18 protein-coding genes are annotated in these 18,055 nt (G+C 29.6%); 17 read left to right on the top strand and 1 reads right to left on the bottom strand.

What is annotated here, in order from left to right:
- Positions 1 to 64 precede the first annotated feature (64 nt).
- From IC218_RS07775 to glyS, 8 genes are all read left to right on the top strand, one after another.
- On the top strand, positions 65 to 466 hold the full coding sequence (locus IC218_RS07775) for a cytidine deaminase (protein ID WP_227432595.1): 402 nt from the start codon (positions 65 to 67) through the stop codon (positions 464 to 466).
- 64 nt (positions 467 to 530) lie between these two features.
- A complete protein-coding gene (gene era / locus IC218_RS07770; protein WP_227432596.1) occupies positions 531 to 1,424 on the top strand; it encodes a GTPase Era in 894 nt (297 codons plus the stop codon).
- Between the two features lie 11 nt (positions 1,425 to 1,435).
- Positions 1,436 to 2,815, top strand: a complete 1,380-nt coding sequence (gene mgtE / locus IC218_RS07765) for a magnesium transporter (protein WP_227432597.1) — start codon at positions 1,436 to 1,438, stop codon at positions 2,813 to 2,815.
- Between the two features lie 72 nt (positions 2,816 to 2,887).
- Positions 2,888 to 3,043, top strand: coding sequence for a YqzL family protein (locus IC218_RS07760; RefSeq protein ID WP_227432598.1), 156 nt, complete (start codon positions 2,888 to 2,890; stop codon positions 3,041 to 3,043).
- Positions 3,009 to 3,782 (top strand): DNA repair protein RecO, encoded by a 774-nt coding sequence (gene recO / locus IC218_RS07755; protein WP_227432599.1) that lies wholly within the window; start codon positions 3,009 to 3,011, stop codon positions 3,780 to 3,782. The genes IC218_RS07760 and recO overlap by 35 nt, the downstream gene beginning before the upstream one ends.
- A complete protein-coding gene (locus IC218_RS07750; protein ID WP_227432600.1) occupies positions 3,775 to 4,374 on the top strand; it encodes a DUF4342 domain-containing protein in 600 nt (199 codons plus the stop codon). The genes recO and IC218_RS07750 overlap by 8 nt, the downstream gene beginning before the upstream one ends.
- Before the next feature lie 159 nt (positions 4,375 to 4,533).
- The gene (gene glyQ / locus IC218_RS07745) at positions 4,534 to 5,412 is read left to right on the top strand and encodes a glycine--tRNA ligase subunit alpha (protein WP_227432601.1); all 879 of its coding nucleotides are present in this window, start codon (positions 4,534 to 4,536) and stop codon (positions 5,410 to 5,412) included.
- Positions 5,412 to 7,478 carry a glycine--tRNA ligase subunit beta gene (glyS, locus tag IC218_RS07740; protein WP_227824173.1) on the top strand — a complete coding sequence of 689 codons (2,067 nt, stop codon included), beginning with the start codon at positions 5,412 to 5,414 and terminating at the stop codon, positions 7,476 to 7,478. Before glyQ ends, glyS begins: the two co-directional genes overlap by 1 nt.
- Positions 7,479 to 7,552: 74 nt before the next feature.
- On the opposite strand, the gene IC218_RS07735 is transcribed toward glyS, so the two are convergent.
- The gene (locus tag IC218_RS07735) at positions 7,553 to 9,100 is read right to left on the bottom strand and encodes a nitrite/sulfite reductase (RefSeq protein ID WP_227432603.1); all 1,548 of its coding nucleotides are present in this window, start codon (positions 9,098 to 9,100) and stop codon (positions 7,553 to 7,555) included.
- Between the two features lie 277 nt (positions 9,101 to 9,377).
- Here IC218_RS07735 and IC218_RS07730 point away from each other — a divergent pair, with 277 nt between their 5' ends.
- The 9 genes from IC218_RS07730 to IC218_RS07690 all read left to right on the top strand — a co-directional run bounded on the left by IC218_RS07730 (position 9,378) and on the right by IC218_RS07690 (position 17,668).
- Positions 9,378 to 10,145: an IclR family transcriptional regulator gene (locus IC218_RS07730; RefSeq protein WP_227432604.1), complete on the top strand. Its 768-nt coding sequence runs from the start codon at positions 9,378 to 9,380 to the stop codon at positions 10,143 to 10,145.
- Between the two features lie 293 nt (positions 10,146 to 10,438).
- Positions 10,439 to 10,636 carry a 4Fe-4S dicluster domain-containing protein gene (locus IC218_RS07725; RefSeq protein WP_227432605.1) on the top strand — a complete coding sequence of 66 codons (198 nt, stop codon included), beginning with the start codon at positions 10,439 to 10,441 and terminating at the stop codon, positions 10,634 to 10,636.
- A gap of 29 nt (positions 10,637 to 10,665) precedes the next feature.
- Positions 10,666 to 11,742: a 3-methyl-2-oxobutanoate dehydrogenase subunit VorB gene (gene vorB / locus IC218_RS07720; RefSeq protein WP_227432606.1), complete on the top strand. Its 1,077-nt coding sequence runs from the start codon at positions 10,666 to 10,668 to the stop codon at positions 11,740 to 11,742.
- Between the two features lie 2 nt (positions 11,743 to 11,744).
- Positions 11,745 to 12,464: a thiamine pyrophosphate-dependent enzyme gene (locus IC218_RS07715; RefSeq protein WP_227432607.1), complete on the top strand. Its 720-nt coding sequence runs from the start codon at positions 11,745 to 11,747 to the stop codon at positions 12,462 to 12,464.
- Between the two features lie 12 nt (positions 12,465 to 12,476).
- Complete coding sequence (locus IC218_RS07710; protein ID WP_227432608.1) at positions 12,477 to 13,016, top strand: 2-oxoacid:acceptor oxidoreductase family protein; 540 nt, start codon at positions 12,477 to 12,479, stop codon at positions 13,014 to 13,016.
- Between the two features lie 159 nt (positions 13,017 to 13,175).
- Positions 13,176 to 14,234, top strand: coding sequence for a butyrate kinase (gene buk / locus IC218_RS07705; protein ID WP_227482834.1), 1,059 nt, complete (start codon positions 13,176 to 13,178; stop codon positions 14,232 to 14,234).
- A 17-nt stretch (positions 14,235 to 14,251) separates the two neighbouring features.
- A complete protein-coding gene (locus IC218_RS07700; RefSeq protein ID WP_227432610.1) occupies positions 14,252 to 15,145 on the top strand; it encodes a bifunctional enoyl-CoA hydratase/phosphate acetyltransferase in 894 nt (297 codons plus the stop codon).
- Positions 15,146 to 15,173: 28 nt separating this feature from the next.
- Positions 15,174 to 16,382, top strand: coding sequence for a PLP-dependent aminotransferase family protein (locus tag IC218_RS07695; protein WP_227432611.1), 1,209 nt, complete (start codon positions 15,174 to 15,176; stop codon positions 16,380 to 16,382).
- A gap of 23 nt (positions 16,383 to 16,405) precedes the next feature.
- Positions 16,406 to 17,668, top strand: a complete 1,263-nt coding sequence (locus IC218_RS07690) for an MFS transporter (protein ID WP_227432612.1) — start codon at positions 16,406 to 16,408, stop codon at positions 17,666 to 17,668.
- Positions 17,669 to 18,055 lie beyond the last annotated feature (387 nt).

Below are 18,055 nucleotides of genomic sequence, written 5' to 3'. Positions count from 1 at the left end.
TATGATATAATGTAGAGTATTAAATAAAAATAAATTCTAATAAGTGTATACAGGAGGAGATGTTGTGGACAACATAGAATTGTTAAAGTTGGCAGAAGATGCTAGACAACATTCTTATGCTCCTTACTCAAGTTTTAGAGTGGGTGCAGCTCTTTTGACTAAGAGTGGAAAAGTTTATACTGGATGTAATATAGAATGTGCATCATTAGGTGGAACAAATTGCGCAGAAAGAACAGCTATTTTTAAAGCTATATCAGAAGGTGATAAGGATATATATAAAATAGCAATAGCAAGTGATAACTCAGAAAATAATGAACAAACATATCCTTGTGGAATATGTAGACAAGTAATTATAGAGTTTGGTTCTGATATAAAAATAATAACAGGATATACTAAAGGAGAGGTGTTTGAGCATGATATAAAAGATTTGCTACCAAACTATTTCTCTGGAAATGATTTAAAATAAATTAAAAAACTAAAATAAATTTAAAGCAATTAAATACAAGAAGATAAAAGTTAGGAGACAGTTAATGTTCAAATCAGGATTTGTCAGTATAGTAGGTAGACCAAATGTAGGGAAATCTACTTTAATGAATAATGTAGTAGGGGAAAAGATAGCTATAATGAGTGATAAACCTCAGACTACAAGAAATACAATACAAGCAGTCTATACAGATGAAGAAACTCAAATAGTATTTTTAGATACACCAGGTATTCACAAACCTAAAAATAAATTAGGTGAATTCATGGTAAAGGCAGCAACAGAAGCTTTTAAAAATGTAGATTTAATATTATTTGTAGTTGATGATTCTAAAAAAATAGGTCCTGGAGACAGAAAAATAATAGAGGATTTAAAATCTGTTAAGACACCAATAATTCTAGTTGTAAATAAAATAGACCAACTAGGTCAAAAAGATGAATTATTTGATATAATAAAAATGTATGATAGAGAAGGTATTTTCAAAGAGATAGTACCAATATCAGCGTTAAAAGGAAAAAATACAGATACTCTAATAAAAGTTATACAAAATTACTTAGAAGAAGGACCAAAGTATTTTCCAGATTATATGATTACAGATCAACCAGAGAGAGTATTAATAGCAGAACTTATAAGAGAAAAAGTTCTTCATTATCTTAATGATGAAATACCTCATGGTGTAGCTGTTGAAATTGAAAAAATGAAAGCAAGAAATGATAAAGAAATAGTAGATGTATCTGCTGTAATATATTGTGAAAGAGATTCACATAAGGGAATAATAATAGGAAAGAATGGTAGGAAACTAAAAGGAATAGGTAAATCAGCAAGACAAGATATAGAATTACTTTTAGGTTCACAAATAAATCTCCAGTTATGGGTTAAGGTTAAAGAAAATTGGAGAAATTTACAAAATTATATAAATAATTTTGGATATAATGATAAATAAAGGTGGGTTATATGGATAGGAAACTGGATGCTTCCCAAGATTTATTATATGAAGTAAAATCATTAATTGATAATAATAAAGTATTGGAGTTAAGAGAATTAATAGAGGAATATCATATAATTGATATATTCGATATAATGGAAAATTTAGAGGAAGACATGAAAATTCAACTGTTTGAAGTACTTCCTCTAGATATGGCATCTTCTATATTAGAAGAAGGTAGTGTAGAGTTTTTTATTAGTATTTTATCTAAGTTAGATGTAGAACATGCAAAAAACATACTTGAACTTATGTCTCTTGGAGACATGGCAGATAAACTTAGTGAACTTGAAGAAGAAGAAAGAGAACATATAATAAATCTTTTAAATCAAGAAAACGCTGACTATGTAAAAGAATTATTATTCTATGATGAAGACTCTGCAGGTGGAACAATGACCACTGGATATATTTCTATAAATAAAGATATGACAGCTCTTGAGGCAATAGAACATATGAGAGAAGAAGCTGATGAAGCTGAGACTATTTATTATATATATGTAGTTGATGATGAAGAAAAGCTAGTTGGAGTATTATCTTTAAGAGAGCTAATAATAGCGAGAGATGCAAATATAGTAGAAGATTTAATGAGTGAAAATATAATTTCTGTTTATGTAGATGAAGATAGAGAAGAAGCGGTTAGGTTAGTATCGAAATACAATTTAATAGCAATTCCAGTAGTAGATAGACAAGAAAAGTTAAAAGGGATAATAACAGTAGATGATATAATAGATGTTATGGAAGAAGAAGCAACTGAAGATATGTATAAATTTGCAGGAAGTTCAGAGCATGAAAGAGAAGTTGCTGAAAAGGAAAATCCTACATTGAAAGAGCAGACAATATCAGCTCTTAGAGGTAGACTGCCATGGTTAATTATTACATTAATTGGAGGTCTATTGGCTTCTCTAATACTTTCTAATTTAGATTATATAATGAACCCTATATATGCTCCACTGGTATTTTTTATACCTGTAGTAATAGGTATGGGTGGTAATATTGGAACACAATCATCTTCTGTTACAGTAATAACACTGTCTAATAAAGATTTGAATTTTAGCAATGTGGTAAGAGAAGGTATTGTAGGAATTATTACAGGTCTTTTGTGTAGTATAATAACAGGTATTGTAATTTACTTTGTTATGAAAAAATTAGACATTGTATTAATTGTTTCAATATCATTATTTATAAATATGGTTTTGGGTGCAACAATAGGTGCATTTATGCCTGTTTTATTAAAAAAGATGGATGCAGATCCATCTACAGTTTCATCACCAATTATATCTACAGCTCTTGATATAACTGGTATAGCAGTTTATTTTATAATAACGACAGCGTTATTGTCAAAAATTGTTTAATAACTTTATGTATGATTTATCCTCTTCTTACTAAAAATATAAGTATAAATGTAAGAAGGGGGTTTTTTAAAAATGAACAATATCAGTTGGGAAGTTTTTAAAAAAACAGGCAGTATAGATGCATATCTATACTTCTGTGATTGCAAAAACCTAAGTGAAGAAGTCGAAGAAGTAAGGGAGAAAAAAGAAGACGATGATAATCCTGAACACCCAGGGGATAGTACTTAAAGCTATAAGGTACAAGGAAAGTGATATAATACTTACTCTGTTTACGAGAAAGCTTGGAAAAGTATCTGCAATAGCAAAAGGAGCTAAAAAAAATAAGAGCTCTTTACTTTCATCATCACAGTTATTTTCTTATAGCAATTTTACTTTAAAAAAACAAGGAAATATGTACAAGGTTACTCAAAGTGAAATCATAAAGAGTTTTTATAATATATCCTACGATATAGAGGCATTTTCTTATGCTACATATATTACAAAATTAGTTGAAAATTCTATACTTGAAAATCAGACTAATAATAGGTTATTTATATTACTTGCACAGACGCTGTATTTATATACACAAGAAAATACAGATAATAGATTTGTAACAGCTGCATTTGAGTTAAAGTTCTTGGACTATATAGGATTTAAACCAATAGTAAATAAATGTATTAATTGCGGAAGTAAAATTTTGCAAAATTCTATGTTTAATGTTTATGAAGGTGGTATACTATGTAGTAAGTGTAATACACTTTTTGATAATAATATAAAACTGGATTTAACAACTGTTAGTCTCATGGAATATGTATTAAGGAATGATATTTTAACATGTAGCAAAGCTAAAGTATCAAAATATATAACACATGAACTCGAAAATATACTAGAAAAATATTTGAAAGTTTATGTTGATAATATTAATCTAAAATCATTACACGTATTGCAAAGTGTAAAAAACAATAAGGGAGTGGATAATAATGAGTAGTAATATAACTATTGAAATGGTTGATTCAGTCTTTGAAAGAGTTCCAGGAGCAACTTATGCAGAAGCAAAAGAAGCATTAGTGGAATGTAATGGAGATGTAATTGAGGCAGTAATATATTTAGAAAATAAAAAGAATACTTGTAATTGTAAAGCTAAATCTGCTAAAGAAACTATGGAAGAAGTATTTGGTAAAGATGGAGAAAATATAAAATATCAATTAAAAGAACTTCTTAAAAAAAGTAGTGTTGTAAGAGTAATAGTTGAAAAAGATGGAAAAACTATGATGAATATTCCTTTAACAGTAGGAGTTGTTGGATTAGCTTTTGTACCATTAGCTACTCTAGTTGGTTTATCAGCTGCTGTTATAAGTAAATATCGTATAAAAGTTCAAAATGAAGAAGATGGTGAAGTTGTAGACTTAGGTGAATTAAATGAAGAAAAACTTCATGTTTTGAAGAATATGATAACTAATGCAGCCAAAGATGTAAAAGATGTAGTAGTTGATAAAAAAGAAGATGATAAAGATGTAACTGCTGATCTAATGAAAGAAGAATCTGAAAAGAATAATGAAAACGAAGACGAAAATAAATAGATATAAAGTGACTTTTAAAAAATGAAAAGAAGATAATTATAAGAATTATCACTAACATTGACAAATTTTATAGAATTTGATATTCTAAAAGTTGTAGAAGAACTATTAAAATAGCCTTTCGTGTAGACGAGAGGCTTTATTGTTATAGGAGGGATTTTTATGAATTTTCAAGAAATGATACTGGCATTGCAAAAATACTGGTCAAAGCAAGGTTGTATCATGATGCAACCTTACGATGTTGAAAAAGGTGCTGGAACTATGAATCCTAATACTTTTTTAAGATCATTAGGACCTGAGCCTTGGCAAGTATGCTATGTAGAGCCTTCAAGAAGACCAGCAGATGGAAGATATGGTGAAAACCCAAACAGATTATATCAACATCATCAATTCCAAGTTATACTAAAGCCATCTCCAGATAATATACAAGAATTGTATTTAGAGAGCTTAAAAGAAATTGGAATTGACCCAAGTGAACATGACATAAGATTTGTTGAAGACAACTGGGAAGCTGCCACAGTTGGTGCTTGGGGACTTGGATGGGAAGTTTGGTTAGATGGTATGGAAATAACTCAATTTACATACTTCCAACAAGTAGGTAATATTGAATGTGAGCTTGAGACAGGAGAAATTACATATGGGTTAGAAAGATTAGCTATGTACATTCAAGAAGTTGATAGTGTTTATGATTTAAAATGGAATGATAAAATAACTTATGGCGAAGTGTTTAATAAAGCTGAGTATGAAAATTCAGTGTATGCGTTTGAATTATGTGATGCAGATATGTTGTTTAATCTGTTTGATATATATGAAAAAGAAGCATTAAGACTTATGGAAAGTGGTCTTGTAATACCTTCATATGATTATGTATTAAAATGTTCTCATGCATTTAATACATTGGATGCAAGAGGAGCAATAGGTGTTAGTCAAAGAGCTTCATTTATAGGTAGAGTTAGAAATATGGCAAAAACTGTTGCAGAAACTTTTGTAAAACAAAGAGAAGAAATGGGATTCCCTCTTTTAAAGGACGGTGACAAATAATGAAAAATTATCTTTTATTTGAAATCGGTGTTGAAGAAATGCCATCAAGATTTATGGGTAGTACACTAGAACAATTAAAAAACAATCTTAATAAATTATTTGAGGAAAATAGAATATCTTTTAATAAAATAGATGCCTATGGAACACCAAGAAGATTGACTTTAGTAGTTGAAGGTTTAAGTGATAAGCAAAGTGATTTAGAAGAAGAAATAAAAGGTCCAGCTAAGAAGATTGCTGTTGATGAAGACAATAATTTCACAAAACCAGCTTTAGGATTTATAAAAAGTAAAGGATTAAGCGAATCTGATATATATTTTAAACAAGTTGGAAAAGATGAATATATTTTTGCTACTATAAAGCAAGCTGGGAAAGACACTTCAGAAGTGTTAAAAGAGATATTACCAGAAACTATAAAATCTGTAGTATTTCCAAAAGCTATGCGTTGGGGAGGAAAAAACCTAAAATTTGCAAGACCTATAAGATGGATAGTTACATTGTTAAATGATAAGGTATTAGAATTTGATTTAGAAGGAATAATATCTTCTAATGTAACAAAAGGGCATAGATTCTTAGGAGAAAGTACAATAGAAGTTAATTCTATAGAAGAATATTTTGAAAAATTAGAGAAAAATTATATAGTTTTAGACCAAAATAAGAGAAAAGAAATTATAAGAAAACAATGTATAGAAGTAGCCAATTCTTTAGGTGGCGAAGTTGAGTTTGATGAAGATTTACTTGAAGAAGTAACTTACTTAGTTGAATATCCAACTGCTTTTTATGGCGAATTTGATACAGATTATATAAAACTACCAAAAGAAGTTGTCATAACTCCTATGAAACAACATCAAAGATATTTCCCAGTTCTTAAAGAAGGAAAACTGTTACCTAACTTTATAGCTGTTAGAAATGGAGATTCTTACAGAATAGATAATGTTAAAGCTGGAAATGAAAAAGTTTTAGAAGCAAGACTTGCTGATGCTTTATTTTTCTATAGAGAAGATACTAAGAGAAACTTAGAAAGCTACATAGAAAAATTAAAAACTGTTGTTTTCCAAGTAAAATTGGGTACTATTTATGACAAAACTTTAAGACTTGAAAAACTAAGTGCTGATATACTTGATAGTTTAGGATTAGCAGATGAAAAGGCAGACACTATGAGAGCTGCTAAATTATCTAAAGCAGATTTAGTTACTGGAATGGTAGGAGAATTTGATGAATTACAAGGTTTTATGGGAAAAGAATATGCGAAGGTTGGAGGAGAAAATGATGTTGTAAGTGAAGCTATTTTTGAACATTATTTACCAAGATTTGCAGGAGATATTCTTCCTAAAACTAATGCAGGGGTAGCTTTATCAATAGCTGATAAATTAGATTCAATAGCAGGATTTTTTGCTATAGGAATACAACCAACAGGTTCTCAAGACCCATATGCTTTAAGAAGACAAGCTTTAGGTATACTTAGTATACTTATGGATAGAAAAGTAGCTGTAGACTTAAAAGTACTTATTGAACATGCTTTAGATAATTATTCTAACTTAGATTTTAATAAAGAAGATGTTGTTGAACAAATAATGAACTTCTTTAATGAAAGAGTAAAAAATCTATTTAAAGATTTAGGTATAAGATATGATGTTGTTGATGCTGTTTTAAGTTCTGATATAAATGATATTTCTGATATGCATATGAGAGCTTTAGAGCTTAATAATTGGCTAGAAAAAGATGAATTAGTGGAAATGCTTACTGCATTTAATAGAGTTTCTACTTTGGCTCAGAAAGCAGAATGTGATAAGGTTGATGAAAGTCTATTAAAAGAAGATGCTGAAATTAAGCTTTATAATGAATTTAAGCAAGTAAAAGTAAGAGTAAAAGAATTATTAAAAGATAAGAAATACGGTACTGCTTTAGATGAGTTTGCATCTTTAAGACCTGTAGTTGATAACCTATTTGATTCAGTTATGGTTATGGATAATGATGAAGCAATTAAAAATAACAGACTTGGTCTACTTAAACAAATATATGATACTATGTTAGAAATTTGTGATTTATCTAAAATAGTTTATAAATAGTATAAAAACATAAACGATTGTAAAAAATGAGATAGTTATAAGCTATCTCATTTTTTATAATCATTTATGTTAAGTCATATTTTATACTTATCAATTATTTTATTTAATAAATCATCATTTGAATCTATCCATTCATAAAAATTTTCTGATGAAACCTCAGCTATTTCATAAAGCATTTTAGGAATGTCACTAGCCTTAAAATCTCCTAGAGATTTTCCTAGTCTAGTCTTACCTATTTCAAAACTACCTCCAACAAATAATTCAAATGCATCAGTAGATACTCCATTGACATTTTTCTTTTTACCACATAATCCTATGCTACCAATTTGGTGAACACCACATGAATTTAGACATCCTGAAATATACAGTTTAGGAGCTTTACTTAAAACTTCTTCATTGTTTTGTAATCTAAAATAATCTATTATCTCATGTAATATTTTTTGGCTATTTTGTATACCCATCTGACAAATAGGAACACCTATGCAGGAGATACTCTGTTCTAATTGAGAGTTACAACTAATAGTCTTGCTTATTTCTAATATCCTTTTTGCCTCATTTCCATCTAAATTTAGAATGTACAAGCCTTCTGTCATACCTAATCTAATCATAGGATTTTTAATATTATCTAACTCTTGAAGTAAAAATTTTAAATCTTTAGTAGATAATAGACCTCCAATTGGATGTATATATACAGTATATAAGCCAGATTGTTTTTGATGGATTAATCTAGAGTCATGTAAATCTATCTTAATTCCAGGTTTAGAATAGTCAATTTGTTCAACATTAAGTTCAAGATTACCTTTTTCTTTTTCTAATTTATAGTATTCTTTAAATTTTTCTAAAAACATATTTTCTCCAAGCGTTTCAACCATATATCTAACCCTAGCTTTGTTTTTATTTTCATAATTACCATAAGCCATAAAGAATTTAATCATTCCTTCTACACAATATAATGCATCTTTAGGTTTTATAACTTCATCAAGTTCTAAAGCAACTTTAGGTTGTTTACCTAAACCTCCACCTAAGAAAACTCTAAAATATGGTTTGCCATTTTTTAGAGTAGCTACAAATCCTAAGTCTTGTATACTACAATGGGCAGAATCTGTGTAACAACTAGAATAGGAAACTTTTAGTTTCCTAGGTAAGTGATATGTAGTAGCATTTTTGATAAAATATTTATCAGTAGCAACTGCATAAGGGGTAACATCAAAAGCTTCGTCAGGGTCAACTCCTGATAATGGAGATAAGCCTACATTTCTAGGATAGTTACCACCACCGCCTCTAGTGAAGATATCATTTTTTATTCCCTCTTCCATAATATCAACTATAGAGTCTATAGACAAGTCATGTAATTGTATAGCTTGTCTAGTTGTTAAGTGTATCTTATCTAGCTTATGTTTGGTAGCCATTTGGTAAATTTTTTTAAGTTGAGATTTCGACAATACCCCAGCAGATACTCGAAGTCTTATCATAAATGATTTTTTGTCTCTTTGAGCATAAACTCCATATCCACCAGAAAATCCTTTGTATTGCATTTTATTTATTTCTCCATTTAATAATTTTAAAGAATATTCTTTAAAATTATCTAGTTCATTTAACAATGTCTCTTTTAAATTATCCATTATTTCACCTCATTATTAGACTTGTATAAAAATAAATATGCTGTATAATTATATATATATTATTATCTAGAGTTGGTAAAAATATAACAGTAGAGTACTATTAAAAGTCAAAATAAGGAACATATACTTAGTATGACTCTTTATTTTGTTAAATAAGTATAATATTTTTGTTTTATAAAATATAATTAAGATAAATAGATAATTTTGTAATTTTAATATATAATATTTAGTATAGTGTTGAATAAACGCTTAATATTCGCAGGAGGAGTACTTGTATATGGGAGAAATAATAAATGCATTAGATAGAGCCCTAGACATAATTTTGCTATTATATCATGAAAAGAGAGAAATGGGAATAACTGAAATAAGTAAGATTATGGGAGTATATAAGAGTACTATACATAGAACTTTAGTAACTCTTGAAAACAAAGGTTTTGTTATACAAAACACTGAGAATGGTAAGTATTGGTTGGGAATAAATTTATATGCAATAGGTATGGTTGTGGGAGAACAGATGTCATTGACTGAAATAGTAAAACCATATACGAAAAAATTAAATCAAGAATTTAACGAAGTGGTGAATGTGTCTATACTAGAAGAAAGAGCTCAAGATTCTCCAAGAAGTATCATAATACATAAAGAATATGGTTCAAATCAATTACTCTCAGTAAATCCGTCAGTTGGTTCTAGTAGCGAATGTTATTGTTCAGCGGTTGGGAAATGTCTTATGGCATTTAATGATTCTATAGATTTTGAAAAATACAGAAAAACTCCAATACACAAATATACAGAACATACAATTGATAATTGGGATGATATGATGATTTTTTTGGCAAAAATAAAAGAGCAAGGATATGCTCTAGATGACCAAGAACTAGAACATGGTTTAACTTGTATTGGAGCACCTATTTTGGATAAAAACAATAAAGCTATAGCAGCAATAAGTCTATCAGGTCCTACTATAAGGATGCGAGAAGGAGACTTTGAATATAAAATTAAAAGGGTTATAGAAACTGCAAAGAGCATATCTGAACTTTTTAGATAATTTTAAGAAATAAATTTGAATAATAAAAAGAGACTAAATTTAAATTGTTATTTGTAAATACCAGTTTAGATATGGTCTCTTTTTTATTGAATATAAAAATTAAATATTTTTAAAATTGAAAAAATTATTGAAATATATAAGCGAATGTGATATCTTTTAATTAAGCAATACAAAACAGAACAGTGTTCTAAAGAATAGAACAATAATAAAATATATATATAATAAACCCACATGAATATTATATATTTAAAATTAGGTAAAAAAATTACTACATAAGAGGGGAGATTTGAAAAATGGAAAAAGTCAAGTTGAGTGTTGAAAGATGTAAGGGGTGTTATCTTTGTATTGAAGCTTGCAAAAAAGAAGCAATAAGTCTTTCTGATTACACAAATAAAAAAGGCTTTGTAACAGTCAAAGTCGATGAAGAAAAGTGTGTTCAATGTGGCGCTTGTTATACAATGTGTCCTGATTTAGTATTTGAGATATTATAAATAACTTTTTATTGGAAGGGAGAAAACGTATGCAAAGTTTATTAATTAAGGGAAATGAAGCCTTAGCAGAAGGAGCTATACGTGGTGGATGTAGATTTTATGCAGGTTATCCAATAACACCACAATCAGAAATATTAGAAATGATGGCTTGGAGACAAAAAGAGGTTGGAGGAGTATTTATTCAAGGTGAATCTGAAATAGCCAGCGTAAATATGGTTATGGGGGCAAGTGCACTTGGAGCAAGAGCTATGACATCTTCATCTGGACCTGGATTTTCATTAAAACAAGAAGGAATTGCATATTGGGTATCAGCTGGTTTACCAGCAGTTGTAGCATGTGTACAGAGATATGGTATAGGAGATGGATTTATAGGAGCTGGTCAAGATAATTACTGGCAAGCTGTAAAAGGTGGAGGAAATGGAGATTATCATTTAATTGTATTAGCACCTAATAGTGTTCAAGAAAATATGGATATGGCATATGAGTCTTTTGAATTAGCTGAAAAATATATGCATCCAGTACTTATACTTTCTGATGCTACAATAGGTCAAATGGTAGAACCTTGTATAGCACCACCAATGAAAGAATATGATAAGGATAAAGCTCCATGGGCAGCAAAAGGAACTCCTGTCGGAGAAAAAAATAAAGTAATAACTGATATAACATATTTTGAGGACCAAGATACATGGCAAAAAGGTTATATAGAAAAAATGAGAAAAGTTCAAGAAAATGAACAAAGATGGGAAGAAATAGAGATAGAAGATGCAGATGTGGTATTTGTTGCATATGGAATTTCTTCAAGAATAGCAGAAGGCGCAGTTAGAGATGCAAGAGCAAGAGGTATAAAACTTGGATTAATAAGACCAAAAACATTGTGGCCTTACCCAAGAAAAGCTTTTAAAAAATTAAAAGATTCATTAAAAGGGCTTGTAACAGTTGAAATGAATATGATGGCACAAATGAAGGAAGATGTAATTATAGCATGTAATAATAGATTCCCAGTATATTCAGTAGCAACAGCTCAATATATGGCAGAAGTAAATCAATTAATAGATTTTGCTCAAGAGATTATAGATGGAAAAGCTAAGCAAGAGGAGGTATTTTAATTATGGCTAAAAAAGCACCAGCAATAATGATGTGTGAAAATATGTTCTGTGGAGGCTGTGGACACTCTATAGTCGATAGAATTATTGGAGAAGTATTAACAGAAATGAATATATGTCAAGATACGATTATATGCTCAGATATAGGATGTAATCATATGTTTCAATTTAGTATGAATGTAGATGTTGTTGTTCCTCCTCATGGTAAAATGGGTGCAGCTATGGCAGCTATGAAAAGAGTTAGACCAGATAAATATATATTTACAATAGCTGGAGATGGTGGAGCTTATGCAATAGGGCTTGGAGAAACTATGTCAGCTGCTACTAGAAATGATAATGTAATATTTTTAGTTATGAATAATAATATGTTTGCAATGACAGGTGGGCAAATGGCTCCAACTACTGTACAAGGTCAACATACAGCTTCTACTCCAGCAGGTAGAACATATGAAGACCATGGCTCAACATTTGATGTTGTAAAAGTTATGGGAAATTTAGATATAGCATATTTGGCAAGAGGAACAATAACTAACCCTAAAGAAATAAATACAACAAAAAGATATATCAAAAAAGCACTTGAAAAACAAAAAGATAAAAAGGGCTTTTGCTTAATAGAAATACTTGTACCATGTCCAACAAACTGGGGATTAAAGCCAGTAGATGCTATGAAGAGAATAGAAAACGAACTTGTTCCAAAGTATCCACTTGGAGAATTTATTGATTAGGGAGGAAATAATATGTTAAATGAAATTATATGTGCTGGTTTTGGAGGACAGGGAGTTCTTACAGCAGGAAAAATTATAATGTATGTTGCATATAAGGCAGAAAAGAAGATTACATGGTTCCCATCTTATGGAAATGAGATGAGAGGAGGAAGTGCAAATTGTAATGTTGTTGTAAGTGATGAAAAAATTGCAAATCCTTGTGTAAAAAATCCAGATATCTTATTGGGAATGAATAGTGTATCAGTAGATAAGTATGAGAGTTTAATGAAAGCAAATGGTTATATGTTTGTCAATGAATCACTAGTAAATAAGGATAGAAAATATAGAGAAGATATTAATGTTATAAAAGTACCTGTTACTGAAATAGCTCAAAATTTAGGTAATGAAAAATCTGCTAATATTTGTATGTTAGGTGCTATGGTGAAGAATTTAGATTTATTCACAAAAGAAGAATTTGAAAGTGGTATGTGTGAATACTTTGAAAATCAAGGTAAAGGAAAGTTTAATGCCAAAAATGTAGAAGCATTTGAAGCTGGATATGACTATGAGTGAATATTTTAAATATTTAAAATTATTATTGAAATACTCATTTTTATGTGTTAGTATTTAATTAATAAAATATAGAACGTCGTTCTGAGTAATAGGACGACAAAAATTTTTAAGAAATTAACAGAACGACGTTCTACAGTATGAAACCGAGGAGGCGTTGAAGTGAAAATTTTAGTAATTAATCCTGGTGGTACATCTACAAAGATTTCTGTATTTCAAGATAAAGATGAAGTTTTGAAAAAAAATATAACTCATACAAGAGAAGATTTAAAAAAATTTTCCAAGGTATTTGATGAATATGATTATAGAAAGCAATTAATAGTGGATGTTTTAAGTAGTGAAAATCATGATATAAATTCTTTTGACGCAGTAGTGGGTCGTGGTGGACTTATGAAGGCTATAAAAGGTGGTACCTATATTGTAAGTAAAGAAATGATTGAGGACATGAGAAATGAAATAAATGGAGAACATGCATCAAACTTAGGTGCCTTGTTAGCTAAGACTATAGCAGATGAAATAGGAGTTCAATCATTTGTAGTAGACCCAGTTTCTGTAGATGAATTTGATGATGTATCAAGGATTACAGGTATATCAGATATAGAAAAAGCTAGCTGGCTGCATGCACTAAATCATAAGGCTGTATCAAGAAAAATAGCACAAAAACTAGGTGGAAAATATGAAGATTATAACTTTATTGTAGCTCATCTAGGTTCTGGAATATCAATTGTAGCGCATAAAAAAGGAAAAATGATAGATGGAAGTGGTGGAAGGTCTGATGGTCCATTTTCGCCAGAAAGAAGTGGAGGATTACTTGCATACCCTCTTATAGAATTATGCTACTCAGGAAAATATACTCACGATGAAATGGTTGCAAAAGTAAGCTCAATTGGGGGTATGTACGATTATTTAGGAACAAAAGATATGATAGAAATTGAAAATAGAATTAAAGATGGTGATGAAAAAGCTAAACTTATAATGGATGCATTCATCTATCAAACAGCTAAAGAAATTTCTATGTATGGAGCATCACTTTCTGGAGATATAGATAGAATTATTTTAACAGGGGGAATATCGCATTCGGAAATGGTGATTAAAGGAATAATGGAAAAAGTTTCATATTTAGCACCAGTAGAGATAGTGGCAGGTGAGATGGAAATGGAAGCACTTGCTCTTGGAGCTCTTAGAGTACTTAATGGAGAAGAAATGGCAAAAACTTATTAATATTTAGGAGAAAAAATATGTTAAAAGATTTTAATAATTTATTAGAAGAAGCTAAAAAGCTTAAACCTGTTATTGTAAGTGTTGCTGTTGCAGAAGATGAAGAAGTGTTAAAAGCTGTAAAATCAGCAACAGATTTAAATCTTATAAAACCAATTCTCGTAGGCAATAAAGATAAAATAGAAAATATATCAAAAGAGATTGGACTAAAGGGATATGAAATAATAGGGTGTCAAAATCCTGATGAATCAGTTAAAAAAGCTGTAGAAGTAGTTAAAAATAAGGATGCTAAAGTTCTTATGAAGGGGTTAGTAAATACAAGTGTTTATATGAGAGCTATATTAAATAAAGAGTTTGGTCTTAGAACAGGAAGACTTTTAAGTTTACTTGCAGTATATGAATTGCCTCAATACCACAAACTTCTTTATTGTACAGATAGTGGTATAAATGTATCTCCAAATTTAAATCAAAAAAAAGATATATTGATAAATTCACTTCTTACTATGAAGAGTATAGGTATGGAAAATCCTAAAACTGCGATACTTACTGCAAATGAAATGGTAGACCCCAAAATACAATCTACAGTAGATGCTAATTCACTTGTAGAGATGGTAAAATTAGGAGAAATACCAAATTGTATAGTAGAAGGTCCAATAGCCTTTGATGTTGCATTTGATGCATATGCAGCAAAGCATAAAGGTATCGAAAGTAATATTGCTGGCGATGTTGACTTACTTGTATTTCCAAATATAGAGGCAGGAAACATATTAGGAAAGTCATGGCTTAGATTCAATAAAGCTAAGTGGGCAGGGATTGTTTTGGGGGCAACAAATCCAATAATTTTAGGTTCACGCTCTGATACAGCCGAAATTAAAATAAATTCAATAGCACTAGCCTGCTTAGCATCACAATAAGAAATTATTTAAAAGGGGATGAATTATTATGAAATATGCAAAAAGAATGGATATGGTAAAGGCTTCAGCTATAAGAGACTCTCAAAAGAAGATAGCTCAAAAAGTGGCAAGTGGTGGAACTGTTATATCTTTTGCAGCAGGACTTCCTGACCCAAACTTATTTCCAATAAAAGAAATAAGTGAAGTAACTAAGCAAGTACTTGATGAAAGAGGAAAATTTGCTTTAGCTTATGGACCTACTAAAGGTGAAGATGAGTTGTTAGAAATAATAGCTAAGAGAATGAAAGAAGAAGAAAATATTGAAACAAAACCAGAAAATATTATAATAACTACTGGTTCACAACAAGGTATAGCTCTTAGTGCTATGATTTTATTAGAAAAAGGAGATATAGTAGTTACAGAAAATCCAAGTTACTTAGGTGCAATAAATGCATTTAGACCTTATGAATGTGATTTTTTAGGAGTAGATACAGATGAAGAAGGAATGGTAACAGAAGATTTAGATAAATTATTATCTGAAAATTCAAACATAAAGGTTATATATGTAATACCAACATTCCAAAATCCTACAGGAAAAACATGGTCTTTACAAAGAAGAAAAGATTTTATGGAAGTTGTAAACAAGTATGATGTCATAGTAATAGAAGATAATCCTTATGGAGAAATAAGATTTACACAAGAACCACTACCTACACTTAAATCACTTGATACTAAAGATAAAGTACTATATCTAGGGTCATTTTCAAAAGTGTTATGTCCAGGATTTAGAGTTGCTTGGATGTGTGGGAATATAGATATTATAGATAAAGCAGAACTTTTAAAGCAAGGTATCGATTTACAATCAAATCAATTTTCTCAAGTACAGGTAATAGAATACTTAAAGAAGTATAATTTAAATGAACATGTAGAAAAAATAAGAGCTGAGTATAAAAAAAGATGTTTCTTGATGTTAGAAACTATGAAAAAATATTTTCCAGAAGAAGCAAAATATACAGAACCAGATGGAGGTATGTTTATATGGGTTGAACTTCCTGAAAGTATAAATGTAGATAATTTACTAGATAAAGCTATTGATGCTGGAGTTGCCTATGTTTCTGGAGAATCATTCTTTGCAAATAATGGTCCAAAAAATACTATGAGACTTAATTATACAACAATGTCAGAAGAGCAAATAGTTGAAGGGATTAAAATACTTGCAGAAGTTATAAAAAAAGAACTCAATTATGCTTGTGAATAAATATTAAAAGTGAGGGCTTAATTATGGGAGAAAAAGGGAACGGGATAAAGTTTGGAAAGTTAATGATTCAACTTGTTATTATAGCTATATGTTGGGAATTAGTTTATATTATACCATTTATCCAATACACATTGTATGATCCAATTTTAAAAGCATTACAGTGTTCAAATACTCAACTAGGTTTTCTACTTACAATTTATGGATTAGGTAATATATTTGGAGCTCCTATAGGAGGATGGTTAGCAGATAGATTTGATTATAGAAAGATAATTTTAGGCTCTGTATTTCTTAATGGAATAGTATCATTTTTATTTGCATTTAACATGAACTATACATTTGCTGTCATAACTTGGGTAGGTTGTGCAATTACATCATTAGTTATGAACTACCCTTCTATGGTAAAGATACTTAGAGTTATAGGAAAAGAAAATCAAGGTAAAGTTTATGGATTTAATGAAGCTATGGTTGGAGTTTCTGGAGTAGTAATGGGAGCTATATTCTTATATATTTATACATTATTTTCAACTCCTGTTTTAGGTATGAGATGGGTAATGATATCTTTAGGAATATTATCTATAGTAATGTGTCCAGTATTATGGTTTGTAATTAAAGATGTAGATATTAGTGAAGAAAAAGAAGAAGGTAAAAGTGAAAAAATGGCTGCTAGTGACTTTATGGTAGTTTTAAAATCACCAAATACTTGGTTAGTAGGTATAAGTATATTCTGTGTATATTCATTTACAGTTACAATGTCTTACTTTACACCTTATATAACATCAGTACTTGGAGGTTCAGTTGCACTATCTGGAGCATTGGCTATAATAAGACAACATGGATTAAAATTATTTGGTGCTCCATTTGGAGGGTACTGTGCAGACAAAGTAAAATCACCTACTAAAGTGCTTTTACCAATATATGTACTTGGTATAGTAGTAATAGTTTTATTCTTAGTATTGCCTTCATCAACGCCAATGACTTTATTTATAGCATTAACATTTGTAGTAGGTATATTAGGTTATATGGGAAAAGGTATATACTATGCAGTTCAAGAGGAAGTAAATGTGCCAGTTAAATATTCAGCTACTACTATAGGTATAGCAGCAGCTTTAGGTTTTTCACCAGATGTATTCCAATTTGCATTAATAGGGCATTGGATAGATACTTATGGTAATAAAGGGTACACATATACATTTATATTCCAAATAGCTATTTTAGTAATAGGAATATTATCTTGTTTATATATATTAAAAGTTAAAAAGAAAAGATTAGAGAAGTTAAAAGCTTAAAAGTTTCATTTAATAAGAGAGTATTTTTTTCAGTATAATCTACTGACATAAATACTGTATAAAAAGTAATACTAAATTAAAACTTATAGTTATATTTGATGAATAAAGTGTGAAAAAATTAAAATGTTATCAAGTGTTTTTAGTATAGTTTTAGCATAAAGTTACCCCTAAAAGTATAAGATTGAGTAGCAATTATCACCTATTTGTATATTTACATAAGTTTGTTTAATATAAATTTTACATGGATTTTAGTAATAGATGATATTTGCACTCAATTTTATATCTAATGATAAATAAGAAAATTATGAAATCTAACTATATATTATCTAGCTACATATTAATAGTGTACTATTTATGTAGTAGTATTGGGCTTTTCCTTATATGTAT

The organism is Clostridioides sp. ES-S-0005-03 (assembly GCF_020658455.1).
Classification (GTDB): domain Bacteria; phylum Bacillota; class Clostridia; order Peptostreptococcales; family Peptostreptococcaceae; genus Clostridioides.
Note: the sequence above shows the minus strand (reverse complement) of the source record. Positions and strands in the feature narration are given on the sequence as shown.